Source organism: Amycolatopsis sp. NBC_00348, assembly GCF_036114655.1.
Taxonomy (GTDB): Bacteria; Actinomycetota; Actinomycetes; order Mycobacteriales; family Pseudonocardiaceae; genus Amycolatopsis.
Genome location: NZ_CP107994.1, coordinates 4,502,439 through 4,527,631 on the forward strand (window position 1 = coordinate 4,502,439; position 25,193 = coordinate 4,527,631).

Genomic DNA, 25,193 nt, shown 5'->3' on the forward strand with positions numbered 1-25,193 from the left:
GCCAGGCGATGGTCGAATCCCATCGCGGACCGGGCTCACCGAACAGTGCGAAGGCATCACCAGTGGGCGTGACGTGACGTCACTGGTGGCGTTGCCTCGAGTGCGAGACGCTGGGCCCGGCTGCGGTGTGCAGCCCCCGCGTGCCGCCGACCGCGTCCGCCAGCCGCGCGTAGACGGGGACACGCACGTCGAGGGCGAACAGGCGCAGCACCCGGTTGACGGAGAACGAGCGCGTCACGAGGGCGATCCGGCGCTGCTCGGCCCGGGCGCGGGCCGCGGCACCTTCGAGGACGCGCACGCCGGCGATGCCCAGGACCGGCACGTCCGACAGGTCGACCACCGTCGTCGCGGGCAGGTCCCGCCAGAGAGCGCGCTGCAGCAGCCACGCCGTGGTCCCGTCGAGGATGCCGGCCGCGGCGACCACCAGCACCCCGGCCCCGGCTTCGCTCTGGCGCACCAGCAGCCGCGGCCCGGCGGACCGGCGCGGCTCCCGACTGGCAGGTGTTCCAGGGAATGGCTGTGCAGGAATCATGGCGCGGTCTCCCGGAGGCGTGGACAGGACCGTCCGCGCGGGGCCTGGGCGCCGACCTTCACTCTCCCGCCACCGTAATGCCCGCGACGGCGCGTCACAAACGCTGACGACGGGTGAGCGCCAGGTCAACCCGTGCGGCCGACACGGTTCGCCCGGTCGGCTGACGCCCGTGACCCTACGGTGATGCGCCGGCCGGTCCCGGCCGCCCTCCGGCAACTGTCCGAAGTGGACTAATGCGCCACGCGGAGCGGTGCGCTGACGTCGTGCAGGTAACGCAGGACGTAGTAGTACGTTTTGAACAACCCGCACTGGGCGTAGTCGATCCCGTGGTCGTCGCAGAACTTCCGCACCAGCGGCTGCGCGCGGCGCAGGTTGACCCGCGGCATGCTCGGGAACAGGTGGTGCTCGATCTGGTAGTTCAGCCCGCCGAGGGTGAAGTCCACCCACGGGCCGCCGCGGACGTTGCGGCTGGTGAGCACCTGCTTGCGCAGGAAGTCGAGCTTCGTCTTGTCGGTGTAGGTGGGCATCCCCTTGTGGCCCGGCGCGAACGAGCAGCCCATGTACACGCCCCACAGCCCCTGGTGCACGGCGATGAACGCCAGCGCCACCGGCGGGGACAGCACCACGAACACCGCGCCGAGGTAGACACCGATGTGGGCGAAGAGCAGCACCGCTTCGAGCCGGCGGTGCTTGACCTCGTCGTCGCGCACGGCCTGGATGCCGGCCCAGTGCAGGCTCAGCCCTTCCAGCAGCAGCAACGGGAAGAACAGGAACGCCTGGTACTTCGACGTCCAGCGCACGAGCCCGCGCTTGTCACCCGTCTGCCCGCGGGTGAAGGCGAGCAGCGGGATGTCGATGTCGGGGTCGTCGTCCTCGTGGTTGGGGCCGGCGTGGTGACGGGTGTGCTTGCCCATCCACCAGCCGTAGCTCATGCCGACGATCCCGCCGAGGGCGTAACCCAGCCGGTCGTTGGCCCGGCCGGTGCGGAAGATCTGGTTGTGCCCCGCGTCGTGGCCGAGGAACGCGATCTGGGCGAACATCACGGCGAAGAACACCGCGGTCGCCAGCTGCCACCACGAGTCGCCCAGCAGCACGAACGCCACGCAGCCGCCGACCAGGGCGAGCAGCGTGAGGCTGATTTTCACCGCGTAGTAACCGTAACGCCGGTCGAGCAGCCCTTCGCTGCGCACCAGGCGGCCGAGATCACCGAAGTCGTTGCGCGACGTCGCGCGCGCGCCCGCCTCGGCGCTCATCGGAGACGTAGTCATGTGTTTCCTTCCCAGTCCTGCGGCGCCGAGGACTGGGGCCACCACTTGTCTACCCGCGCCGGATTCCCGGACGCGGGTCGCGCTAAACAAGATCACGCTGTGCCGCGCCTCTCCGATCTCGTTTATCGGGGAGCCGTCCGGGTAGCCGATCGCACTACAGGCCGATGTCCGCGTCGGTACCGCCGAGGCACGGATCTGCCTCTACCCCCGGAGGTTCGCATGACCCAAGACCGCGACCAGTCGCCGCAGCGAGACAGCGGGTCGCCCCCGACGCCGGAAGCGGCGGAGAACGAAGCTCGCGAGCCGGTTCCGCCCGTGGCGCCTTACTCGGCCGCGCCGCCGCCCTCGGCGCCGCCCGTGGCACCGGCCGCGACGCCACCCGTCGCGCCCTACTCGGCCGCGGCCGGACCGGGCGGGTTCGCCGCACCGCAGCCGCCGGAACCGCCGGAACAGTCCTGACCCACGGCCCGGGGTCGCGTCACTCGCCCATCACCAGGCCTTCGATCGTGTGCTTCTGGGTGATGGGCGTCAGGGTGCCGACGATCGGGCAGCGCAGGTGGGCTCGCAGGGACGCCGGCAGCGACGCCCAGTACCCGCGCGTCACGGCGGTGTCGTGGTGGGCGTCGTGGCCCGCGCCCGGCGCGTCGAGGCCCAGCACGAGGACCGGGCGGGCCTTCCTCGACCGGTTCGCGGTGCCGCGGTGCACGGTCAGCGCCGACCGGATCGAGATGTCCCCCATCTTCGGGAACTTGCGCGTCGCGCGCTCCCGGTAGCGCGGGTAGGTCTCGCGCGCCGGGAACATGCCGTGCTCGAACGCGCCGCCGTCGTCCCGGTGCGTGCCGGGGGCGATCTCGAACGGCCCCATGTCGGGTTCGGTGTCGACGGCGGTGACGTTGACCGCGAGCGACGTCAACGCGGTCCCCTCCGGAGCCGGGAAGTCGCGGTGCCACGGCTGGTCGGCCGCGCCGGCCAGCGGGACGTCGAAGCCGACCTCGACGATCCGGTACTCCGGGCCCAGCACCGCTTCGGCGATCGCGGTGATCCACGGGTGGGTGGCCAGGTCGGTGAACCCGCGCAGCTGCTCCGGGTGGATCTCGACGTAGAAGCGGTTCGGACCGCGGCCGACGGCACCGTCCGGACGGGCGCGGGCCTCGGCGAACGCGGTGTCGATGTCCTCGCCGAGCCGCGTCACCCAGTCGCGGGTGAAGGCGCCCGGGAGGCCGATGATGCCGTCATCGTGCAGGCGCTCGGTGTGGGACTCGACTTCGGCGGCGGTGAACGGGGTCACTCGGGTCATCGGCGGACCTCCTGACGGCGTGGCAGCCAGTTTGCAACGTGGCATGCCACGTTGCAAGGGTTAGGGTACGAAGATGAGCCCGAAGCTGCGTGACGTGGCCGAGCACGCCGGGGTGTCGGTGCGGACGGTGTCCAACGTCGTCAACGGGTTCCGGTACGTCGCCCCGGCGACCCGGGAGCGGGTGCAGGCGAGCATCGACTCGCTCGGCTACCTGCCCAACCTGGCCGCCCGGACGCTGCGCCGCGGCCGGACCGGCCTGGTGGCGCTGGTGATCCCCGAGATCGACTCGCCGTACTTCGCCGAGCTGGCCGCGCGGACCGTGCGCATCGCCGGCGCCCGGGGGCTGACGGTGCTCATCGACCAGACCGACGGCGACGCCGAGCGCGAGAAGCAGCTGCTGCACGGCAAGCGCAGCCAGCTCGTCGACGGCGTGCTGTTCAGCCCGTGGGCGGTGGCGCCCGCGGAGCTGGCCGCCCGCACCGACACGGTCCCCCTGGTGCTGCTGGGCGAGCACGACGGCACGGCGGGCGTCAACCACGTCGCGATCGACAACGTCGCGGCCGCGCGCGAGGCGACCGGGCACCTGCTGGCGTCGGGCCGCCGGCGCGTCGCGGCGGTCGGCATCCAGCCGGAGTCCCTGAACGCGACCGCCCGCCAGCGGCTCGCGGGCTACCGGGCCGCGCTGGCCGGCTCGGGTTTGCCGGCCGACCCGGAGCTGGAGGTGCCGGTCCCGCGTCTGCACCGCGCCGACGGCCACCGCGCGATGCTGCGACTGCTGGACTTGCCGCAACCCCCGGACGCGGTGTTCTGCTTCACCGACGAACTGGCGCTGGGCGCCCTGCGCGCGGCGGCCGACCGGGGCGTCGCGGTGCCGGATTCCCTGGCGCTGGTGGGATTCGACGACATCGAGGACGGCCGCTACAGCGTCCCGTCGCTCACGACGGTGGCCCCGGACAAGGACCGCATCGCCGAGCTGGCCCTGGACCGCCTCACCCGGCGGGCGGGCGCGGCGGAACCACCGCGGTCGATCGTCGCGCCGCACCGCCTGGTCGTGCGCGGCACGAGCTGACCGGCCGCCGCTGCGGGGACCGGTCCCCGCAGCGGCGGGATACAACCTGCCGATCGATCCACCGCGCGGTGCGCGACCCGGGCAAGACCGTAAGGAAGCACATGACTCACCTCGCTCGTCGCATGTTCGAGCTCCTCGAGCCGATCTGCATGGTCACCTTCGCCGCCGACGAGAGCAACGAGGAGCAGGCCGCGCTCGGCCACCGCACCTACTGGGACGGCTACTTCGCCGGCCGCGCCGCGCCGCTGGGGCAGGTGCCGGCGCAGGTCGTGCACGCGGCGTTCTACAACTTCGCCGACGGCGAGGCCGCGCGGCACATCCCGAGCGCGTGGGAGACGATCCCGCCCGAGGCGTCGCTCGCCGCGCGGGAAAGGGGCAGCGCGGCGTCCCTGCGGCGGATCCTCGGCGACGAGCTGGCCGGCTCCCCGGGCCTGGTCCGCGCCGCCGACCTGACGACCAAGGCCGCGACGAGCGCGCCCACCGCGGGCCGGGTGATGTACGCCGGGATGCGCACCGTCGCGGTGCCGGGCGACCCGGTCGCCCGGCTGTGGCACTCCGCGACCATGCTGCGCGAGCACCGCGGTGACGGGCACATCGCCGCGCTGGTCGGCGCGGGCATCGGCGGCACGGAGTCGCACGTGCTCAGCGCGCTGGACATGGACATCCACCCGGCGGAGTCGTTCGGGCGCATCCACCACCTGCCGAAGGAGCGGCTGGCCGAGGTCATGGCGGGCTTGCGCAAGCGCGGGCTGGTCGACGCCGAGGGCCGGTTCACCGACGCGGGCCGCGAGACCAAGTACCGCATCGAAGCCCTGACCGACGCTCTCGCCGTCCCGCCGTACGAAGCCCTGTCCCCCGCCGAACTCGACGAGCTGATCACCGAGCTGGAACCCATCACCGCGCGGCTGGTGGCCACGGGATCCCAGTGACGACAGGGTTTCAGCCGACGACGACCGGAACGTCGGGCGACGCGTCGATCGTGTAGGAAGTACAGCCAGCACGGTCGAAGCCCGCTGATCCGCACCTCCACGAGCGCCTGCCGAGGCACCGGGGCGAACCCGCAATGCCTCGACGCCGGCCGGGCCGCACCGCAGTAACCAAGGCGCGCCGCGAGAGGAACGCGACCCAGCCCGCCGAGAGCCCCTGATCTACGGTCTCGGCAATTCTTCACTGTTCACGAAGGAACTCACGGATGGCCCGGACCACCTCACCCGGTGCCTGTTCGGCCTGGTGGTGTCCGGAATGGACGGCCACACCGCGGAGTTCGCCGGCGATCCAGGGGCGCCAGATCTCGAGGGGGTCGCCGTGGATGTCGATGTCGTCCTCGGTCGCGGCCAGCAGCAGGGTCGGGCAGCGCACCTGGCGCCCGGCCGCGCGGTCGGCCTCCTCGTGCTCGCGGTCGACCCGCAGGCCGGCGCGGTAGTCCTCGCACATGCCGTGGACGACGGCGGGGTCTCGCAGCGCCGCCCAGACGTCGGCGTGGTTGTCCTCGCCCATCTCGTACGGCAGCGGTGTGCGGTACCAGGCGCCGGGGTCGGCGTTGATGACCCGCTCGGCGGGTTTGTCGGTCTGGGCGAGGAACCACCAGTGCCACCACGCGCGGACGAAGTCCTCGTTGAGCCGTTCGAGGTGCTCGGTGACGGGCAGGCCGTCCATCACGACGAGCCGGTCGATGGTGCCCGGGTGGTCCATCGCGGCCCGGAAGGCGACGAGCGAACCGCGGTCGTGGCCGGCGATCGAGAACCGCTCGTGCCCGAGGTGGCGCATCAGGGCCACGATGTCGCCGGCCATCGCCCGCTTGGCCGACTGCGTGTGCCCGGGCTCGTCCGGCGGCAGCGTCGACTGCCCGTAGCCGCGCAGGTCGGGGCAGACGACGAAGTGGTCGTCGGCCAGCTCCGGCGCGACCCGGTGCCAGGTGGTGTGGGTCCGGGGGTGGCCGTGGACCAGGACGACCGGCGGGCCCGACCCGCCGTGCCGCACCCGCAACCGCACCAGTCCGACGTCGACGGTCTCCAGCGTGAAGCCACTGAACACGCGTGCTCCTCTCCCGCGAAACGGCGCGCTGCCGCCCTGACGGACTACCCACCCGGCCCGCGCCGTAACGAGCCGCCGGTGACTGTCCGGTACCTGACAAAAGCCTGGCGATCAGCACGTCTTGACCCTGCGCGGATCCGGGTCGTAGGCTCAGCGGACTTCGATTGAAACGTTATAAGTCCGGTTCTGGACGCGGATTCGTCGCGCGCAGAAGTCCGAGAGGATCACGCATGCCCCTGCTCACCGGCGAGCACCGGCCCGGCCGTTCACGGCGACGTTGGACCGCCGGGGTGCTGGCGGCGCTGCTCCTCACCCCGGCCGTACCCGCGGCCGCGGCGGAATCACCCCAGGCGGCCTGCCCGTGGCTCGGCTCGAAGGCCGCACCGGCCGAGCGGGCCGCGCAGGTGCTCGCGCAGATGACCACTGACGAGAAGCTGTCGATGACGCACGGCTCCCAGCTCCCCGGGTACGCCGGTGTGGTCGCGCCGATCCCCCGGCTGTGCGTGCCCGCGCTGAACCTCAACGACGGCGGCGCCGGCGTGGTCATGGGCGGGACGACGGCGCTGCCGGCCCCGGTGGCCGCCGCGGCGAGCTGGGACCCGGCCGCCGAGCTGGCCTACGGCAAGGTCGTCGGCACCGAGGCCAAGACGAAGGGCGTCGGCGTCAACCTCGGGCCCGACGTCAACCTCGTGCGCGACCCGCGCGGCGGGCGCGTCTTCGAGATGGCGGGCGAGGACCCCTACCTGGCCGGCGCGATGGCGACGCAGTACGTCCAGGGTGTGCAGTCCCACTCCGTGATGACCGACCTCAAGCACCTGGTGGCCAACGACACCGAGCAGAACCGCAACAACGCCGACGCGATCATCGACGAGCGCACCCTCAACGAGATCTACTACCCGGCGTTCAAACAGGCGGTGCGGCAGGGCAACGCCGCGTCCATCATGGCCGCCACCAGTCTCGTGAACGGCGTGCACGCCAACGAAAACGCCAGCCTGCTCAAAGACACCGCCAAGCAGGACTGGGGCTTCGACGGCTTCGTCGTCACCGACTGGGACGGCGCCCGCAGCACCGTCCAAGCCGCGAACGCCGAACTCGACCTGACCATGCCCACCCCCGGCAACTTCGGGCAGCCCCTGGCCGACGCCGTCCGCTCCGGAGCGGTCAGCATGGCCGTGCTCAACGACAAGGTCGCCCGGCTGCTGACCGAGGAGTTCGCCTACGGCCTCTTCGACACCGTCGCCGGATCGCCGGCCGCGACGGCCACCACCCCCGAACACGTCGCCACGGCCCGCGACATCGCGGCGGCGGGCACCGTCCTGATGAAGAACCAGGGCAACGTGCTCCCGCTGAACCCCTCGGCGACGCCGTCGGTCGCGGTGCTCGGGGCGGCCGCGAAGGACGCGCCGATCACCGGCGGTGGCGGCAGTTCGCACGTCCCGGTCGACCCGGCGGCGGTCGTCACCGTCGCCGACGGCATCGCCGCCCGGCTGGGCACCGCGGGCCGGGTCGACTACGCCGGCTCGTGGGCCGCGAGCGCGTCGTCCTCGGCGAGCGCGGGTGACCAGCCGCGCAACATGGTCGACGGCAACCCGGCGACCCGGTGGTCCAGCGGCGTCCCGATGGCGCCCGGGCAATGGGTTTCGGTCGACACCGGCGCGCTCCACCCGATCGACCAGGTCACGATCGACGCGGGCAACGGCACCGACTACGCCCGCGGGTACGAGGTCTCCCTCTCCACCGACGGGACGTCGTGGGGCGCGCCGGTCGCGTCCGGTGCGGGCACCGGCCAGCTGATCACGGCGACGTTCCCGGTCCAGCAGGCGCGCTACGTCAAGGTCACGCAGACGGGAACGGCTTCCAGTTGGTGGTCGATCACCGAACTCACCGTATCCGCGAACGGCATCCCCTTGGCGCACAACGGGCTCACCGTGCCGGGCGTGACCGACAAGCTGCCGACCGTCCCGTCGGCGCAGTTCAGCACGGCGAGCGGGCAGCCGGGCCTGACCACCGAGTACTTCAACAACCTCGACCTGTCGGGCAAACCGGCGCTGACGCGCGTCGAGCCGAACGTCGACGACCACTACACCCAAGCCCCGGGGCCCGGCGTCAACCCGGCCGGGTTCTCCGTGCGGTGGCGGGGTTTCCTCACCGCCCCCGTCACCGGCACGTACACCTTCTCGATGGCCAACACCGGCGGCATCCGGATGACGGTCGGCGGCCAGCCGGTCTTCCAGGACTGGGCGCAGTACGGCCCCGGCGTCTCCGCGATCCGCCTGCAGGGCGGCGTCAAGACGCCCATCACCGTCGAGAACTACCAGCCGGTGAACGGCCCGGCCGGGCCGGTGGCCGGGACGCCGACCAGCCCGCCCGGCAACGGGTCCGTCACCCTCGGCTGGCAGGTCCCCGACGTCGCCGCGATCGCGGCCGCCGCGGCGCTGGCCAAGCAGGACAGCGTCGCCGTCGTCGTGGTCAACGACGACGAGAGCGAGGACGGCGACCGGCAGAACCTCACCCTGCCCGGCGCGCAGGACGACTTGGTCGCCGCCGTCGCCGCGGCCAACCCGCACACGATCGTCGTGCTCAACACCGGCGCGCCGGTGCTCATGCCGTGGCTCGACTCGGTGAGCGGCGTGCTCGAGTCCTGGTACGGCGGCCAGCAGAACGGCGCCGCGCTCGCGTCCGTCCTGTTCGGCGACGTCAACCCGTCGGGCAAGCTGCCGCAGACGTGGCCCGCGAGCATGGCGCAGCTGCCGACCGCCGACCCGGCGCGTTACCCCGGCGTCGTCGACGTCGCGACCAACACGACCGCCTTCCACTACAGCGAAGGCCTGGACGTCGGCTACCGCTGGTACGACGCCCACAACCTGACGCCGTTGTTCCCGTTCGGATTCGGCCTGACGTACTCGTCGTTCGCCTTCAGCGACCTCGACGTCTCACCGCGTCTCGCCGTCACCGCGGGCCCGGTGAAGGTCACGGCGACGGTGAAGAACACCGGCACGCGCACGGCGTCCGAGGTCGCGCAGCTCTACGTCGGCGACCCGGCCAGCGCCGGCGAACCGCCCAAGCAGCTCAAGGGGTTCCAGCGCGTCACGCTCCAGCCGGGCCGGTCCCAGCGCGTCACCTTCACGCTCGCGCCGTCGGACCTGCAGACGTGGGACAGCAAAGCCCACACTTGGACGACGAACCCGGGCACGTACCGGCTGTTCGTCGGCGACTCGTCCCGGAACCTGCCGCTGACGTCGTCCTACACGCTGCTGCAGTCGACCGGCGCGCGGACCGTCACGGCGGCCGCGCCCCCGACGCTCGATCCCGCGCACGGCACCGTCGTCACCACGACGCTCACCCCCGGCGGTACTCAGCTGCTGACCCACGTCCAGCTCGGCCTCGACCTGCCGAGCGGCTGGCAGGCGAAGCCGCTGACCCCGGCGACGTTCCCTCTCGCCACGCCGGGCGCCCGGTTGCAGACGTCGTGGCTGGTGACTCCGCCGGCCGACGCGCAGAGCCGGTTGTGGCGGCTGACCGCCTCCGCGACGGCGAACGGGGGCTTCCGCTCGACGTCCGGGCTCCAGGTCACCGTGGGCCCGCTGGTGTCGGCGCAGTTCACGTCGGCGACCAAGATGGCCCAGCCGGGCACGAGTTTCGGCGCCACCCTGACCTTGCGCAACACGACCGACGCACCCGTCACGGTGGCGGCGCGCATCGACGCTCCGGCCGGGGTGACCGTCACGCCCGCGCAGGTGCCGGTGGTGCTACGCCCGCGGTCGACGTCGACCACGGCGCTGACCGTCGCGGTCGGCAGCGGCGCGAAGTCCGCGTCCCTGGATCTGTCCGGCACCGTCAGCTCGTCGGGACGTGACCGGCCGTTGCAGGGCAGTTCTCTCGCCCTGCCGTTGTTGTTCGGGTCGCTCGCCGACGCGTACGACAACACCGCCGTCAGCGCCGATGCGGCACCGCAGAGCGCGAACTTCGACGGCTCGGGCTACAGCTACTCCGCCCAGGCCCTCGCCGGCGCCGGTCTCGTGGCCGGCAAGCCCGTCACGCACGGGCCCGTCACCTTCACTTGGCCGTCGGGGGCGCCCGACAACGTCGTCGCGGCGGGCCAGCACGTCGCCGTCGGCAAGAGCGGGTCGCAGCTGTGGTTCCTCGGCTCGGCGAACAACGGGAGCGGGTCGGGCGCCGGGACGATCACCTACACCGACGGCAGCGCCGCGCCGTTCACGCTCGGGCTGACCAACTGGACGCCGAGCACTCCCCTGCCCGGCAACGAACTCGTCGCCACCGCGCCCCGGTGGAACCGGCCCGCGGGCAGCCCGTACCCGGCGGAGACCGCGGTGAGCGTCTACGCGACGCCGGTGCCGCTGACCGCGGGCAAGACGGTCGCGTACGTGACCCTGCCGACCACGGTCACCGGCGACCAGGCCGGCACCCGGCTGCACGTGTTCGCCTTGGCCGTCGCATGAGGCGCCGGACGTGGACGGTGTCCAGGTCTCAGTCCCGCCACTGCTTCGCGGGTGGGACGCCGGGGAGCGGCTTGCCGATGAGGGCGAGCGGGATGAAGAAGCCGACCTGCCCGAGCGCGACGGCGAGGGAGGCGATCGCCTTCTCGTCGTAGTGCGCGCACGCCTGCGCGTACAGCTCGCCAGGGACGCGTTCGCCGTGCGGGCTGGCGGTGAAGACGGCTTCCGCCAGCGCGAAGGCGACCCGTTCGGCGCCGGTGAAGTGCATCGCGTCCCACCAGGACGCGACGGCGGTGATGCGCGCCCCGGCGGGCGGTTGTGACTGGCGTGGTTTGCCTGGCACCCCGAAGTCTGATTGTGACTACGGCAGCGGATCACGTGTCAAGGCGGGAAAGCGTGCCTTGACACGTGCTCGGCTGCCGTGTTGTGGCTTCGGATCGGGGTGCTGGGCGGGGGCTGGGCGCTCTCGGGCTTTGGTGCGCTGACCCTCACTCTGCGACGATGATGACGTGCAGGGTTCTTGGGCCGTGTACGCCCTCCACCCTCGTCAGCTCTATGTCGCTCGTTGCGCTTGGGCCGCTGATCCACGTCTGCGGGCTCGTCGGGTCCAGTGCTGCCACCGCCTGAGGGACGCCTGGGACGATGTCGCGCTCTCGCAGTACGCACACGTGGACGTCCGGGACCAGGGTCAGTGCTCTGCGGCCCTGGCCGGGGCCGTGGTCCAGTACCAGGGTGCCCGTGGTGGCGATGCCCAGTGTTGCCGTGGTGACCACCGCGTCGAACGTGGTCAGGTCCGGCGCGTCGGAGGTTCCGTTCAAGGTGATCGGGAAACCCTTTGGTACCAGGACTTTCCGCGCGTTGCCCAGGGCTTTTCGGATGGCTTCGGGTAGCTCGGCCGGTGTGCAGCGGGTCAGCGCCGCTCGGTAGTCGACCACTCGCTCGGCGAACAGGTCCACTGTGTCCGGTGGTGTCACCGTTCGGTAGCCCCGTGGTACCGGCGTCTCCGTGCGGTCCGCATTGTGCAGCGCGCCTCGGACGGCGGCCAGGATCTCTTCGCGCGCGGTCATGGGCGGCCTTCCCTGCGCCACCACGTCCGGAACGACTCTCGTGGTGGGGCCGGCAGGTCTCGGGCGTTCGTCCACAGGGAACCCGGCCACGGGAGGCGGCTCACCGCTCGGCGGCCGCCCGGGAGCACTCGCTTGCCGAAGCGGGTCAATGCTCGGCTGGCGATGCTCAGGCCGCGTTCCGCGACGCCCAGGCGTCTCGCGTCCGACAGCAGCCAGGATGCCGACTTCATCGCCAGCGCCTCGGGTTTCGGGGTGCCCTCGCGGTGGGCGTCGACGACCTTCGCGCGCAGGTGGACCAGGACCTCGGGGATGTCGATGCGCACCGGGCAGGCCTCGAAACACGCGCCGCACAGGCTGGAGGCGTACGGTAGTGAGTCCGTCTGCTCGTCGACGCCCACGCCCTTCAGCAGCGGGTTCAGGATGGCGCCGATCGGGCCCGGGTAGACCGAGCCGTACGCGTGGCCGCCCGTCCGCTCGTACACCGGGCAGACGTTCAAGCACGCCGAGCAGCGGATGCAGCGCAGCGCCTGGCGGCCGACCTCGTCGGCCAGTGCACGCGTTCTCCCGTTGTCCAGCAGCACCACGTGCATCTCCCGCGGCCCGTCGCCGGGCGTGACGCCCGACCACGTCGAGGTGTACGGGTTCATCCGCTCCCCCGTGCTGGAGCGTGGCAGCAGCTGCAGGAAGACGTCCAGGTCGGACCAGGTCGGCACGATCTTCTCGATGCCGACGACGGAGACGAGCACCTCGGGCAGCGTCAGGCACATCCGGCCGTTGCCCTCGGACTCGACGACCACCAGGGTGCCGCTGTCGGCGACCGCGAAGTTCGCGCCGGACACGGCCATCCGCGCCCGCAGGAACTTCTCCCGCAGGTGCGAGCGCGCGGCGGCGGCCAGCTCGGCGGGCTCGTCCGACAGGCCCGGTGGCGCGTCGGCCATGTTCCGGCGGAAGATCTCGCGGATCTCCGCGCGGTTGCGGTGGATGGCGGGCACCAGGATGTGGCTCGGCAGGTCGTCGCCGAGTTGCACGATCAGCTCCGCGAGGTCGGTCTCCCACGCGGTGACGCCCTGCTCGGCGAGCGCCTCGTTGAGCCCGATCTCCTGCGTGGCCATCGACTTGACCTTCACGACCTCGTCGACGCCGTGCGTGTGCGCGATCTTCGCGACGATCGCGCACGCCTCCGCGGCGTCGCGCGCCCAGTGGACGGTCGCGCCGCGTGCCTGCAGGGACGCTTCCAACTGCAGCAGGTACTCGTCGAGGCGGCGCAGGGTGTTGTCCTTGATCGCCGCGCCGGCCAGCCGCAGCTCCTCCCACTCCTCGACCTCGCCCACGACGGCCGCGCGCTTGGCGCGGATGGTGCCGGTGGCGTGCGCGAGGTTGCGGCGCAGCTGGGTGTCGGCAAGCGCTTTCCGGGCCGCCTCGGGAAAGGCCGGCATGCCGACGAACGTCGCGCTCACGCATCCTCCTCGGTCGAAGCGAGCACGTCGGCGAGATGCATCACGCGCACGCCGCTGCGTTCGCGCGAGAGCAGGCCGCCGATGTGCAGCAGGCACGAGTTGTCCCCCGCCACCAGCACCTCGGCGCCGGTGCCGCGGACGTGCCGGGCCTTGTCCGCGCCCATCGCCGTCGACGTCTCGGCGTTCTTCACCGCGAACGTGCCGCCGAAACCGCAGCACTCGCCGGCCGCGGGCAGCTCGACGAGGTCCAGCCCGCGCACCTCGCGCAGCAACCGCAGCGGCTTGTCGCCGACGCCGAGCAGCCGCAGCGAGTGGCAGGTCGGGTGGTAGGTGACGCGGTGCGGGAAGTAGGCGCCCACGTCGGTCACGCCGAGCACGTCGACGAGGAACTCGCTCAGCTCGTACACCTTCGGCGCCGCCGACGCGAGCCGCTCGTCCCCCGCGCGGCGCGCGACGATCGAGTGCTGGTGGCGGATCGACCCCGCGCACGAGCCGGACGGCGTGACGATCGCGTCGTAGCCCGCGAAGGCGTCGACGAACGTCCGCACCACCGGCACGGCCTCGTCGAGGTAGCCGGTGTTGACCATCGGCTGCGCGCAGCAGGTCTGCCCGGCCGGGAAGTCCGCGTCGACGCCGAGGCGGCGCAGCAGCCGGAACACCGACTTGCCGGTGTCGGGGAACAGCGAGTCGTTGACGCAGGTGACCATGACGGCGACGTTCAGCCCCGGCCGCCGCACCATCGCGCCCTCCGCATTGAAAGGTTTCACAAACTCGACGCGGTGACGCTACAACGCACCCGAAGGCGAAGTCAATGAACCGGCACAACACCACTTCGCAGCCTGACAGCGTGAGTTGTGACGTTTCAACACGCCCCTCGGCGGCCGAAGACCGCGCGCCGGCAGCGGGGTCCGACGCCGCGGCCCGGAAGGCCGTGGTCGTCCAGTTCGCGGCCGCGTTGAGCGAGCCCGACGCCGGCCGGGTCCACCCTGTCAACGGCCGCCAGGGCAACGGCGCTGCACGAGAAGCTCTCAATACGTCTAGACCATTGACCCGGTGAGTGGCACAGGCCTACCGTCGCGCTACTCCGTCGACGATCGTCGGCCCGTGAAAACGAGTTCAGCCGTTCCTGTCCGAAGTGTCCGCGCCCTTCGCGACGGCGCGCGCTGACAACGTTGTCGCGTTCCGCTTTCGCGTTTTCCGATCGGAGTCACCCCACCCCGGACAAAGGAGTCGCCGATGCGAACTCGAAGAAAGCTGACCGCGATCATCGCCGCGCTCGCGGCGGTCGCGGCGACGGCCGTATGGGGCGGCGTCACCCCCGCCGCCGCCTCCGGTCCCGCGCTCCTGCCGTTGTCCATCACCAACAACACCGGCCGCGGCGACGCCGTCTACCTGTACGTGCTCGGCGTCAACCTCAGCACCGGCCGGCTCGGGTACGTCAACGCCGGCGGCACCTTCACCGCGTGGAGCCCCGGCGGCAACCCCCCGACCCCGGCACCCGACGTCTCCATCGCCGGCCCGGGCAACGGCGGCAGCACGACGATCCAGGTGCCGCGCAACATCTCCGGCCGCGTGTACTTCTCGATGGGCCAGCGCCTGAACTTCTACCTCACGCCCGACGGCCTGGTCCAGCCGGCGCCGTGGGCCGGCGGCGACTCGAACCGCGACATCCTGTTCGACTGGAGCGAGTTCACCTACAACGACGCCGGTCTCTGGCTGAACAGCTCCCAAGTGGACATGTTCGCCATCCCGCACACGGTGAGCGTCACGACCGGGGCCGGCGCGGTGAACTCGACCGGCACGCTCGTCGCGAACGGCCGGGACAACGTCATCAACGGCATCAAGGGCCAGTCCGGCTGGGGCGGTTCCGTCTACACCCGCTCCGACGGCACGGTCCTGCGCGTCCTCGCCCCCGGCAAGGCGGCCGACGCGGGTCAGCTCAGCAGCACCTACCTCGACCCGTACATCAACTCCGCGTGGAACGCCTACACCGGCAAGACGCTGACCGTCGTGCCGTTCGGGGACCAGCCGAACACCAAGTACTTCGGCCGCACCTCCGGCAACGTCATGAACTTCACGAACAGCGCCGGGCAGCAGGTGGCGTCGTTCCAGAAGCCGTCCTCGGCCAACGTCTGGGGTTGCGACGGCGCGCTGGCCGCCCCGAACGACCAGGTCGTCGGCCCGATCTCCCGGACGCTGTGCGCCGCGCTCAACCGCGGCACGCTGGGCACGATCGACACCCAGCCCAGCAGCAACGCCGGGGACTTCTACAAGAACAGCCCGACCAACCAGTACGCGCGGCTGGTGCACGCGAACATGGCCGACGGCAAGGCCTACGCGTTCGCCTTCGACGACGTCGGCAACTTCGAGTCCCTGGTCAACGACGGCAGCCCGCGGGCCGCGGGCATCACGCTGAACAGCTTCACCGGCGGCGGCGGGACGACCCCGCCCCCGACGTCGGGCAACCGGCTCATCAGCGACTGGAACGGCAAGTGCATCGACGTGCCGAGCCAGAACTTCGCCGACGGCGTCCACCTCCAGACCTGGGGGTGCAACAACACCGTGGCCCAGAACTGGACGTTCTCCGGCGGCACGCTGAAGACGCAGAACAACATGTGCATGGACGTCGCCTGGGGCTCCACGGCGAACGGGGCGGTCATCCAGATCGCCACGTGCAGCGGCAACGCCGCCCAGCAGTTCGTCCTGAGCGCGGCGGGCGACCTCGTCAACCCGCAGGCCAACAAGTGCGTGGACATCCAAGCCTGGAACGGCAACGACGGAGCGGCCCTCGCGCTGTGGGACTGCACCGGCGGAGCGAACCAGAAGTGGCACCAGGGCTGACCTGGTGACGACCGTGGTGGCCCTCGCGTGTTGGGGCCACCACGGTTCCGCATCAATCGATGCGGAAAAGCGTAGGCTGGGATTGTGGACACCAGACAGCGCCGCCCGAGCGGCCGGCCGCGGGGATTCGACGCCGACGAAGCGCTCGAGCGCGCCCTGCTGGTCTTCTGGGAGCAGGGTTACGAGGGCGCCAGCCTGGCCACCCTGACCGACGCCATGGGCATCTCCACCACCAGCATGTATGCGGCCTTCGGCAACAAGGAAGAACTGTTCCGCAAGGCCCTGGAGCGCTACACCGAGGGCCCGAGCGCCTACCTGGCCCGCGCCCTCGACGAGCCGACCGCCCTCGGCGTCGTCACCGCGATCTTCGCCGGCACCATCCGGACCACCACCCGCCCCGCAGGCCCCCACGGCTGCCTGGGCGTCCAGGGGGCCTTGGCCACCGGCGACGCCGGCCGCGGCGCGCGCGACCTCCTCGTCGAGTGGCGTGACAACGGCTACACCCACATCCGCGACCGGTTCGACCGAGCCGTCGACGACGGCGACCTCCCGCCGGACGCCGACCCGGGCGTGCTCGCCCGCTACGTCACGGCCTTGGCCTACGGCATCGCCGTGCAGGCCTCTAGCGGCGTCGGCCGCGCCGAACTGCAGGACATGGCCGACGCCGCTTTGCGCGCGTGGCCGCCTCTCTGAGCGTCCACCCATTTCTGCAGTGATCGATGCGGAACGTGCTACGGTGAATTCTGTATCAATCGATGCAGAAGGGGACGTTCGATGTCCGACAGCGCTCTGCGCGCGTTCTACCTGCGCTACCTCGCCGAACTCAACGCCCACCGGTTCGAGCGGATGGACGGGTTCATCAACGACCGGACCACGCTGAACGGCGAACCCGCCACCCGGGACGACCTCCTCGCCGTGCAGCGGGCCGACGTCGCCGCGGTCCCTGACCTGCACTGGGAGCTGCAAGAACTGCTCTTCGACGGCGATCGGCTCGCCGCGCGGCTGGTCAACACGGGCACGCCGGCGCAGGAGTGGCTCGGCGTGGCCCCCACCGGCGCCTCGTTCGAGATCACCGAGTACGCGATCTACCAGGTGCGCGACGGGCGGTTCGTCCACATGACGGCGCTGCACGACGCCGGTGAACTCCGCCGTCAGCTCACCTCGAAGGGAAACTCATGACCGTCACACTGATCACCGGGGCCAACAAGGGCATCGGTTTCGAGACCGCCCGACAGCTCCTGGCCCTGGGGCACACCGTCTACGTCGGCGCGCGCGACAGCGAGCGCGGCGAGAAGGCCGCCGCCGACCTCGGCGCCCGGTTCGTGCAGCTCGACGTGACCGATGACGCCTCGGTGCGCGCCGCGCTGGCGACGATCGGCGCGGCCGAAGGGCGGCTCGACGTCCTGGTGCACAACGCGGGCGTCCTCGGGAACGAACCCCTCGACGGCCCTGCGGCCCTGAAGGTGTTCGACACCAACGCCGTGGGGATCGTGCGCGTCACGGAAGCGGCGCTTCCCTTGCTGCGCAGGTCTTCGAACCCCACGGTGGTCACCGTGTCGAGCAGCGCGGGATCGTTCTGGGCGGTGACCAACCCCGACCGGCCCGAGTTCCACCTGCCGCTGGCGCTGTACTCGGCGTCCAAGACGGCGGCGACCATGCTGACGGTCCAGTACGCGAAAGCCCAGCCCGGCATCAAGTTCAACGCCGTCGAGCCCGGCACCACGGCCACCGACATGACCGCGGACTTCGGGATCGGCCGGTCGCCGGCGGAGAGCGCCCGGGCCGTCGTGCGCCTGGCCACCCTCGACGCGGCCGGCCCGACCGGCACCTTCTCGGACGAAAACGGCCCACTGCCCTGGTAGTCCCGGCGCGGCCGCCGCGCCGGGACGCCGGGACGTCAGCCGGCCATCAGCACCAGCCGCTCGCGCACCCCACCCACCTCCAGCAGGCGGTGCGCCTCGGCCGCGTCCGCCATCGGCAGCTCGCGGTGCGCACGCAAGCGCAGCTTTCCCTTGGCCAGCAACGTCATCACCTCTCCGAGCGCCGCCGGCGCCTTCGCCGCGTCCGGGCCCGAAAGGCGGACGCCGAAGTCGCCGGCGGCCGGGTCGGAGAGGGTGACGACCCGGCCCGGGTCGCCCGTCAGCTCGACCGCGTCGGCCAGCACGCCCTTGCCCGCCGCGTCCAGGACGGCGTCGACGTCACCCAGCTCCCGCACCCGCTCGGTGACGCCGGGGCCGTACCGGACCGGCGTCGCGCCCAGCTCCAGGGCCAGGGCTTCGTCGTGGGCGCCGACCACGCTGAGCACCTTGATCCCGCGGGCCACGGCCAGCTGCGTGGCGACGACGCCGACCGCGCCACCGCCGCCGAACACCAGCAGCGTGCCGCCGGCGGACACGGCCAGCTCGTTCAGTGTGCGGACGGCGGCTTCGGCCGAGCTGGGCAGCGCCGCCGCGTCGGCCCACGAGACCGACGCGGGCTTAGGCGTCCAGATCGATGCGAGGACGTGCTCGGCGTAGCCACCCAGTTCGAGCAGGAAGGCCGCCACCTCGTCGCCGATGGCCACGCCGGTCGTCCCCGGCCCGAGCGCGTCGACCGTCCCGGCCACCTCGAAGCCCAGCACCGGGACCGCCGGCAGCGCGAACGCCTTGAGCAGGCCCGAGCGCAGCGGCAGGTCCGTCGGGCTGATCCCGGCCGCCGCCACCTTGATCCGGATCTGTCCCGGGCCCGGCTCCGGCGTCGCCACCGGCGACCAGCGCAGCACCTCGGGCCCCCCGAATCCGGTCATGACCACCGCGTTCGACATGTCCGCTCCTTCCACCGCATTACGTGACATGTCATGCAAGCGGGGAAGGGCCGCGACTATTCCCCCAGCGTCCGCGGGTCCGGCAGGGTCCCGTGGTCGAGGACGTTGTCGTAGACCTGTTCCAGCGCTTCGGTGAGCGGCGCCAGCAGGTGCTCGGGCAGGCCGCCGAAGAACAGCCGCTTGACGAGGTCGACGTGCCCGGGCGCCGCGGCCGCCAGCGCGTCCCGCCCCCGCGACGTCAGGAAGACCTCGGTCACGCGCCGGTCGCCGGGACTCGCGCCGCTGTCGACCAGGCCGCGGTTCCCCATCCGCTTGGCCTGGTGGGAGAGCCGGCTGCGCTCCCAGCCGAGCAGCGCGGCCAGCGCGGTGATCGGCATCCGGGCATCGGGCGCGTTGCCCAGTGCGGTGAGGACGTCGTAGTCGGCGAGCGAGAGGTCGTTGTCCGCCTGCAGCTGCCGGTTGATCTCGTAGGTGAGGCGCAGCTGGAGCCGAACGAAAGCCAGCCACGCGCGGCTCTGCTCCCGGTCGAGCCAGCGGTCATCCGTCACGCCCGCAGATTACATGACACGTCACCCACCGCCGTCCGCCGCGAGCGCCCTGCGTAGAGTCCGAAGCCGTGCCCGACGCCGATCCGCCCGCCGCCCTCCTCCCGGACGTGCTCGCCGACGGCCTGCGGGTGGTGTTCGTCGGCATCAACCCCGGTGGCGGCTCGGTGGCGGCCGGGCACAGTTTTCACAGCGCGGGCAACCGGTTCTGGCCCGCCCTGTACCGCGCCGGGTTCACGCCGAGGCTGCTGCGCGCGGAGGAGGAACGGCTCCTGCTGGGCTGGGGCATGGGCATCACGAGCATCGTGCGCCGCCCCACGGCCCGCGCCTCGCAGCTGTCCCGAGAGGAATTCGTCGCCGGCGGGCAGGACCTGGCCGAGCGGATCGCGGCGATCCGCCCGCAGTGGCTGGCGATGCTGGGCGTGACGGGCTACCGGGCGGCCTTCGGCGCGCCGAAAGCCCAGCTCGGCCCGCAGCCGGAGCCGATCGGCGGCGCCCGCGTCTGGATCGTCCCCAACCCGAGCGGCCTCAACGCGCACTACCCGCCCGTGGCCCTCGCGGCGGAGTTCGCCCGCATGCGCGCGGCGGTCGGCATGCCCGACCGCTCCGGCGTCCTCGGCGAAAGCCTGTAAGGGAACCCGGCTCGACCTCGCCGTTCCCGACCCCGGCGGTCCTGTGGCGGAAGCCGCCCGTGCTCGCCGCCCCCTCCCGGGCACCGCACCCGGCCGCCTCGGCGAGCCCTCGACCGCGTCGCCGGCGGCGTGGGCCGCGCTACGGCCGTGGACGCCGGGCTGACCCACCCGGGCGGTCCTCTTCGGACGGACGATCCCGTATGGGTGATCAATCGCGCCACGAGGGCCGACACGCGGGGTCGGCGGGCGCGGGCCTGGTTAGGTCTGGCCCCGGGCGGCCCGGGCGGGCCGCCCTTCTCCGGGAAGGGAACGGGCCGGGAACTCATGGCCGATCGGACATCGGTGCTCATCGGCGGCGCGGGGCCGGCCGGGCTGGTGCTGGGCAACCTGCTGCGCGCCGCCGGGATCGACACGCTCGTCCTCGAACGCGGCGGCCGGGACCAGGTGCAGGCCCGGGCGCGGGCCGGGTTCCTCGGCGCGAACAGCGCGGGTGCTGACCGAGCACGGCCTCGGCACCGGGATGCTGCGTGACGGCAGCACCCACGGCACGTGCGCCTTCCGCGACGAAGGCGGCGAGTTCGAGCTGCGGTACGACCGGCTCGGCAGCGGCGAGCGGCACACCGTCTACCCGCAGCACCGGCTCGTCACCGACCTCGTCGAGGAGTACCTCGCCCGTGGCGGCGAACTGCGCTTCGGCGTGACCGTCACGGACGTCGACGCCGAGACCGCGACCGTCGGGTTCCGCGACGAGCACGGGAAAACCGGGCAGGTGAGCGCCCGGTTCCTCGCGGGCTGCGACGGCAGCAACGGCGCCACCCGCAAGGCCGTCCCGGCGCCGGCGCACTGCGCGCGCGACCACGGCATCTCCTGGCTGGCCGTGCTCGCCGAGGCGCCCCAGAGCATGCCGGCGGTCACCTACGCCCTGCACGAGCGCGGGTTCGCCGGGCACATGGCGCGCAGCCCCACGGTGACGCGCTACTACCTCCAGGTGCCGCCCGGCGACGATGCCGCGGCCTGGACCGACGAGCGGATCTGGACCGAGCTGGCCGTCCGCATGCGCACCGGGGAGTTCGGCGCGCTGCGCCAGGGACCGGTCACCGAGCGCCGGATCGTGCGCCTGCGTTCCGACGTCGTCGACCCGCTGCGGCACGGCCGGCTGTTCCTCGTCGGCGACGCGGCCAGCCTGATCAGCCCGTCGGCCGCCAAGGGCGCCAACCTGGCGATCATGGCGGCCGAGGTGCTGGCCGCCGCGCTCACCGACGCGCTGCTGCGCGACGACGAGCAGGCCCTGGCCGCCTACTCCCGCACCTGCCTGCCCCGCATCTGGCGGGCGCAGGAGTTCTCCCACTGGATGATCGGCCTCCTCCACGACCAGGCGGGCGCCGGGTCCTTCGGCTCCGCTCTCCGCCGGACCCGGCTCGACAACCTGCGTGAATCCCGCGCGCACCAAGACTTCTTCGCCGAGAACTACGTCGGCATCTGACCACCAGGAGTGCCCATGACCGCGACGCTCGTCCCCACGCTCGCCCCGGAGGACCTCGCCCGCCTCACCGCGGCGCGGGACCTCGTCCGGGCCGGCGACACCGCCTCGGTGCTCGCGGCGGCCCTGCCTTCGCTGCCCGCCGCCGAGCGCGCCGCGCTGGCGGCACACGCGCCCTTCTCCCACGTCGGGCTGCTCGTCTTCCCGGCCACACTGGACGGGCTCGGCGCGGAACTGGCCCGCCACGGCCTCGAAACCGGGCTGATGAGCCACAGCGTCGTCGTCCGGGAGCGGCTCGCCCGCCGCTACGGCCTGCCCGCCGACGACCTGACGGTCGGCATCCTGCGCGCCCCGGTGACCGACCGCGACGGCCGGCCGTGCGCGCTGGAGATCTTCGTCCTCGTCACGCCGCCGGACCTGGCCCACATCGCCGCCGATGAACGCCGTCACGGCCGGGAAGACCACTTCGCGCTCGCGGTGCCCCGGGCCGACCCGATCGTCCTCAATGGACTGTGCGCGGCGATCGCCGGCCAGCTGCGCCCGGACGGCGGGGGTTACAACGGCCACGAAGACGCCACCGTGCTCTACTTCCGCGACGCACACCACCCCGCGCCGGCCTACCGGCGGCTGGAACTCCTGTGCGCGGGCGAGTTCCCGCGGGTGCTCGCCGCGCACCAGCGCGCGTCCGAGCCCGGCACGGAACTGCTCGGGCTGCTGACCGGCGCCTGGGCCACCCAAGCCGTCGCCACGGCCGTCGAGCTGCGCCTGCCGGACCACCTGGCCACGACCGCCGGCCTCGACGCGCTGGCCACCGCGACCGGCACCGACCGCGAGAGCCTCGGCCGGCTCCTGCGGTACCTGGCCACCCTCGGCGTCGTCCGCGCGACGGCCGCGGGGTACGTGCTCACCGACGTCGGTGCGCTGCTGCGGACGGACGTCGAAGGGGGCATGAGCGCGATCGCCCTGATGTACGGCGGCCCGTTCTACCGCTCCTTCGCCGCGCTGACCGACGCCGTCCGCACCGGCGAAGAGTCGTTCGCGAAGGTCTTCGGCGCGCACCACTTCGCCCACCTGGCCGCGAATCCCGAGCTGGCGGACCTGTTCCACCGCTCGATGGCGGCCAGCAACGCGATGTTCGCCGAGCTCACCCGCGTCGTCGACCTCTCGGCCGCCGGCGTCGTCGTCGACGTGGCCGGCGGCAACGGCGCACTGCTGTCCCGCGTGCTCGACGCCCACCCGGCGGTCACCGGTGTCCTGATGGACCGCCCGGAAGCCCTGGCCGTCGCCGGCCCGGCGCTGGCGAAGCACGCGACGCGCTGCACCCTCGTGCCCGGCGACTTCACGAAAGCCGTTCCCGGCGACGGCGACGTCTACCTGCTGTCCCGTGTGCTGCACGACTGGGACGACGAGCGGTGCCACACCATCCTCACGACCTGCGCCGCCGGCATGCCCGCAGGCGCCGAACTGCTGATCGTCGAGCGCCTGCTGCCCGAGGAGAGCGGGACGGCGTCGCTGGCGGTGCCGTGGGACATCCACATGCTGTGCAACGTCGGCGGCCGCGAACGCAGCGAGTCCCACTACCGCGCGCTGCTGGCCGGTGCGGGCTTCGAGCTGGCCGACGTCCGCCCGCTGGCGCTGGACGCGTACGTCCTGCGCGCGGTCCGGACCCGCTAGGACGTGTCTGACAAAGGTTTCGGCTGGTGACTGAGACACTGCCGGTCGTGTCGCGGTTTCAGTTGCTCCCAGACGATCAACGGGTGTTGATCGAAGACGTATTGCCGGTCCGTGCCGACAGTGTCCGGTCCGTGGCAGACGATCTGGACCTGGCACCGCCGGATGGCCGGCGACGGAACCTGGGACACCGTGCTGCAACGCCTGCTCACCGAGGCCGACGCGGCCGGCCTGGTGGACGGGGCGGTGTCGCTGGGCTCGACGATCGCACAAGCGCATCGGCACGCCACCAACATCACTCGTCCCGCAGGGGCTGGGTCGAACTACACGGGTCTGCCGACCGAGCCGCCTGACCATGCGATCGGCCGTTCCCGCGGCGGGTGGAGCACCAAGGTGCACCACCTGGTCGACGGCAGCGGCCAGCCGCTGGTGGCTCTGGTCGGTCCCGGTCAGGCCGGAGACGCACCGATGTTCCCGCACCTGATGCGGCATCTGCGCGGTCGCGGCACTGTCGCGGCGATCCCCGAGCCGGCTGATCGGATCGGGTACCGCACACGCCGCGGTTCCCGCGGCGGACCCCGCCCGCGTTCGACTCGATTGGACCAAGACATTGTCAGACGCGCCCTAGGCCCGCCGGCCGCCGCCCGGTTTGCCGGGCAGCGGCCGGTTTCGTGGCCTCAGCCGCAGTGTTCGGCGCGCTCCTGGTCGGTCATCGCCGCCGTGTGCTGCGTGATGTCGCCGGTGGAGCCGGGCACCGGGCCGTCCGCGTCGAAGTCCTGGTACCAGATGTAGTGGTCGTAGAACCGGTCACCGAAGTGCATCTCGTAGGTGCCGTGCACCCGCTGCAGCTTCGGCGCGCGCTCCACCCAGCCCTTCTCGCCCGGCCGGACGTCGACGTTGGTCGCCTGCCCCTCGGTGTGCGACGACTCCCAGGTGTGCTGGTACGACGTCTCGATGGACACCTTGAACACTTCCGAGAAGCCGTACTCGGCCGAGAGCGAAACCCCGAAGCTGTTCGACTCGCCGGTCGTGTCCGACCAGTTCACCGTGCTGCGCTGCAGGTCCTGCGTGCAGTTGTAGGCCGCCTCGCCGACCTGGTGGCCGTCGCCGGTGTGCCCCTCCGGCGGCCCGGCCGGGTGGAACACGCAGGAGTCGGTGCCGTTGTCGCACTTGTCGAGCAGTTCCCGCGGGGTGGGCTGGCCCTCGGCCGACGCCCCCGGGGCGGTGACGAAGAGTCCGGCGGCGGTCAGCAGGCCGATGCCCGCCGCAGTCAGTGCCGTGCGCTTGCCGGTCATGGTCGGCATTCCTTTCGTCGGGGGGATCAGCTGAAACCGATGGACTGGGTGCGGTTGTCCATGTAGGACCCGATGTTGCCGTTGTTCTCCTTGAACGGGCCGTCCCGGTCACCGCTGAGATTCGGTTCCGGGTAGAGCCAGAGCCAGCAGTCACCCCACGGCTGCACGGACGTGATCCGGTTCTTCCAGTCGTCACCGAGGTCGAACTGCCAGTTCACCCAGCCGTCCTTCTTGCACAGCTCGGGTCCGGTGATCGTCAGCGAATCGCCGGTGTAGTCCGCGCCGTCGAAGAACGTGCCCTGGATGACGTCGCCCTTCGGCTGCGCGGCGAGTTCCGAGCGCAGCGTCAGATCACGTGCCGCCGCATGCGCGTCGGCCGGCGCCGTGGTGATCGTGCCTTGCGAGGCAAAGGAAATCACCTGCTGGTAGTCGGCAAAGCACTGCTGCGTACCGGTTTCCGAGTTCAGCACGCAGTGCCGGGCGGCGTCGGCCGCACCCGCCGGAGCGGCACTCACCACCGCGGCCGTCGTCGCGGCCGCGGCCGTCGCGGCGATTCTCTTCCAGTTGTTCGTCATGGCGATTCCTTTCCCCGATTCCGGTGCCGTGATATGCCCGGAATTTGCGTAATGTCGATGATTTCGACGTTAGCGCAGGGTGATCCACGTCGCGCCCGCGCTGCCCACGGTTACCGCCGGGCTTGCCTCTTAGTCTCCGGCGAATGCCGAAAGGGTTGGGCGACGCGATC

Annotated in this window: 24 protein-coding genes; 12 read left to right on the forward strand and 12 right to left on the reverse strand. The window is 71.9% G+C overall.

The features are described 5' to 3' along the window. Positions 1 to 79: 79 nt before the first annotated feature. On the reverse strand, positions 80 to 457 hold the full coding sequence (locus tag OHS58_RS19635) for an STAS domain-containing protein (RefSeq protein ID WP_328649351.1): 378 nt from the start codon (positions 455 to 457) through the stop codon (positions 80 to 82). Between the two features lie 305 nt (positions 458 to 762). After that, positions 763 to 1,800: a fatty acid desaturase family protein gene (locus OHS58_RS19640; RefSeq protein WP_328649352.1), complete on the reverse strand. Its 1,038-nt coding sequence runs from the start codon at positions 1,798 to 1,800 to the stop codon at positions 763 to 765. Between the two features lie 219 nt (positions 1,801 to 2,019). On the opposite strand from OHS58_RS19640, the gene OHS58_RS19645 reads away from it, so the two are divergent. Beyond that, positions 2,020 to 2,259, forward strand: coding sequence for a hypothetical protein (locus OHS58_RS19645; RefSeq protein ID WP_326954316.1), 240 nt, complete (start codon positions 2,020 to 2,022; stop codon positions 2,257 to 2,259). A gap of 19 nt (positions 2,260 to 2,278) precedes the next feature. On the opposite strand, the gene OHS58_RS19650 is transcribed toward OHS58_RS19645, so the two are convergent. Continuing rightward, positions 2,279 to 3,097, reverse strand: a complete 819-nt coding sequence (locus OHS58_RS19650; RefSeq protein WP_328649353.1) for a phytanoyl-CoA dioxygenase family protein — start codon at positions 3,095 to 3,097, stop codon at positions 2,279 to 2,281. Between the two features lie 73 nt (positions 3,098 to 3,170). Between OHS58_RS19650 and OHS58_RS19655 the strand changes: the two genes are divergently transcribed. Next, a complete protein-coding gene (locus OHS58_RS19655) occupies positions 3,171 to 4,166 on the forward strand; it encodes a LacI family DNA-binding transcriptional regulator (protein WP_328649354.1) in 996 nt (331 codons plus the stop codon). A 101-nt stretch (positions 4,167 to 4,267) separates the two neighbouring features. Beyond that, entirely contained in the window at positions 4,268 to 5,095 is an 828-nt protein-coding gene (locus tag OHS58_RS19660; protein ID WP_442875547.1) for an SCO6745 family protein, read from the forward strand. 238 nt (positions 5,096 to 5,333) lie between these two features. Here OHS58_RS19660 and OHS58_RS19665 read toward each other — a convergent pair whose 3' ends face one another. Beyond that, on the reverse strand, positions 5,334 to 6,200 hold the full coding sequence (locus OHS58_RS19665) for an alpha/beta fold hydrolase (RefSeq protein WP_328649356.1): 867 nt from the start codon (positions 6,198 to 6,200) through the stop codon (positions 5,334 to 5,336). A gap of 230 nt (positions 6,201 to 6,430) precedes the next feature. Here OHS58_RS19665 and OHS58_RS19670 point away from each other — a divergent pair, with 230 nt between their 5' ends. Beyond that, complete coding sequence (locus tag OHS58_RS19670; protein WP_328649357.1) at positions 6,431 to 10,660, forward strand: glycoside hydrolase family 3 C-terminal domain-containing protein; 4,230 nt, start codon at positions 6,431 to 6,433, stop codon at positions 10,658 to 10,660. Between the two features lie 28 nt (positions 10,661 to 10,688). On the opposite strand, the gene OHS58_RS19675 is transcribed toward OHS58_RS19670, so the two are convergent. The 4 genes from OHS58_RS19675 to OHS58_RS19690 form a co-directional block, all read right to left on the reverse strand. Then, positions 10,689 to 11,000, reverse strand: coding sequence for a hypothetical protein (locus OHS58_RS19675; protein ID WP_328649358.1), 312 nt, complete (start codon positions 10,998 to 11,000; stop codon positions 10,689 to 10,691). Positions 11,001 to 11,145: 145 nt separating this feature from the next. Then, a complete protein-coding gene (locus OHS58_RS19680) occupies positions 11,146 to 11,724 on the reverse strand; it encodes a LutC/YkgG family protein (RefSeq protein WP_328649359.1) in 579 nt (192 codons plus the stop codon). After that, on the reverse strand, positions 11,721 to 13,160 hold the full coding sequence (locus tag OHS58_RS19685; protein ID WP_328649835.1) for a lactate utilization protein B: 1,440 nt from the start codon (positions 13,158 to 13,160) through the stop codon (positions 11,721 to 11,723). The genes OHS58_RS19680 and OHS58_RS19685 overlap by 4 nt, the downstream gene beginning before the upstream one ends. Before the next feature lie 17 nt (positions 13,161 to 13,177). After that, positions 13,178 to 13,903 (reverse strand): (Fe-S)-binding protein, encoded by a 726-nt coding sequence (locus OHS58_RS19690; RefSeq protein WP_328649836.1) that lies wholly within the window; start codon positions 13,901 to 13,903, stop codon positions 13,178 to 13,180. A 514-nt stretch (positions 13,904 to 14,417) separates the two neighbouring features. Between OHS58_RS19690 and OHS58_RS19695 the strand changes: the two genes are divergently transcribed. The 4 genes from OHS58_RS19695 (at position 14,418) to OHS58_RS19710 (ending at position 17,884) form a co-directional block, all read left to right on the forward strand. Next, positions 14,418 to 16,022, forward strand: coding sequence for a beta-1,3-glucanase family protein (locus OHS58_RS19695; RefSeq protein WP_328649360.1), 1,605 nt, complete (start codon positions 14,418 to 14,420; stop codon positions 16,020 to 16,022). Between the two features lie 84 nt (positions 16,023 to 16,106). After that, complete coding sequence (locus OHS58_RS19700; RefSeq protein ID WP_328649361.1) at positions 16,107 to 16,715, forward strand: TetR/AcrR family transcriptional regulator; 609 nt, start codon at positions 16,107 to 16,109, stop codon at positions 16,713 to 16,715. Positions 16,716 to 16,796: 81 nt separating this feature from the next. After that, complete coding sequence (locus OHS58_RS19705) at positions 16,797 to 17,201, forward strand: ester cyclase (protein WP_328649362.1); 405 nt, start codon at positions 16,797 to 16,799, stop codon at positions 17,199 to 17,201. Further along, positions 17,198 to 17,884, forward strand: a complete 687-nt coding sequence (locus OHS58_RS19710; RefSeq protein WP_328649363.1) for an SDR family NAD(P)-dependent oxidoreductase — start codon at positions 17,198 to 17,200, stop codon at positions 17,882 to 17,884. Before OHS58_RS19705 ends, OHS58_RS19710 begins: the two co-directional genes overlap by 4 nt. Positions 17,885 to 17,919: 35 nt before the next feature. Here OHS58_RS19710 and OHS58_RS19715 read toward each other — a convergent pair whose 3' ends face one another. Together OHS58_RS19715 and OHS58_RS19720 are read right to left on the reverse strand one after the other, a co-directional pair. After that, complete coding sequence (locus OHS58_RS19715) at positions 17,920 to 18,825, reverse strand: NADP-dependent oxidoreductase (RefSeq protein WP_328649364.1); 906 nt, start codon at positions 18,823 to 18,825, stop codon at positions 17,920 to 17,922. A 56-nt stretch (positions 18,826 to 18,881) separates the two neighbouring features. Next, positions 18,882 to 19,373 carry a MarR family winged helix-turn-helix transcriptional regulator gene (locus tag OHS58_RS19720; RefSeq protein WP_326954329.1) on the reverse strand — a complete coding sequence of 164 codons (492 nt, stop codon included), beginning with the start codon at positions 19,371 to 19,373 and terminating at the stop codon, positions 18,882 to 18,884. A gap of 68 nt (positions 19,374 to 19,441) precedes the next feature. Between OHS58_RS19720 and mug the strand changes: the two genes are divergently transcribed. The 4 genes from mug (at position 19,442) to OHS58_RS19740 (ending at position 23,156) form a co-directional block, all read left to right on the forward strand. Continuing rightward, a complete protein-coding gene (mug, locus tag OHS58_RS19725) occupies positions 19,442 to 20,002 on the forward strand; it encodes a G/U mismatch-specific DNA glycosylase (RefSeq protein WP_328649365.1) in 561 nt (186 codons plus the stop codon). 324 nt (positions 20,003 to 20,326) lie between these two features. Further along, positions 20,327 to 20,533, forward strand: coding sequence for an FAD-dependent monooxygenase (locus OHS58_RS19730; protein ID WP_328649366.1), 207 nt, complete (start codon positions 20,327 to 20,329; stop codon positions 20,531 to 20,533). Further along, positions 20,493 to 21,485 carry an FAD-dependent monooxygenase gene (locus OHS58_RS19735; protein ID WP_328649367.1) on the forward strand — a complete coding sequence of 331 codons (993 nt, stop codon included), beginning with the start codon at positions 20,493 to 20,495 and terminating at the stop codon, positions 21,483 to 21,485. Before OHS58_RS19730 ends, OHS58_RS19735 begins: the two co-directional genes overlap by 41 nt. A 15-nt stretch (positions 21,486 to 21,500) precedes the next feature. Continuing rightward, positions 21,501 to 23,156: a methyltransferase gene (locus tag OHS58_RS19740; RefSeq protein WP_328649368.1), complete on the forward strand. Its 1,656-nt coding sequence runs from the start codon at positions 21,501 to 21,503 to the stop codon at positions 23,154 to 23,156. Between the two features lie 674 nt (positions 23,157 to 23,830). On the opposite strand, the gene OHS58_RS19745 is transcribed toward OHS58_RS19740, so the two are convergent. Beyond that, positions 23,831 to 24,448 carry a hypothetical protein gene (locus OHS58_RS19745; RefSeq protein ID WP_328649369.1) on the reverse strand — a complete coding sequence of 206 codons (618 nt, stop codon included), beginning with the start codon at positions 24,446 to 24,448 and terminating at the stop codon, positions 23,831 to 23,833. Positions 24,449 to 24,474: 26 nt separating this feature from the next. Next, positions 24,475 to 25,023, reverse strand: a complete 549-nt coding sequence (locus OHS58_RS19750; protein ID WP_328649370.1) for a hypothetical protein — start codon at positions 25,021 to 25,023, stop codon at positions 24,475 to 24,477. Positions 25,024 to 25,193 lie beyond the last annotated feature (170 nt).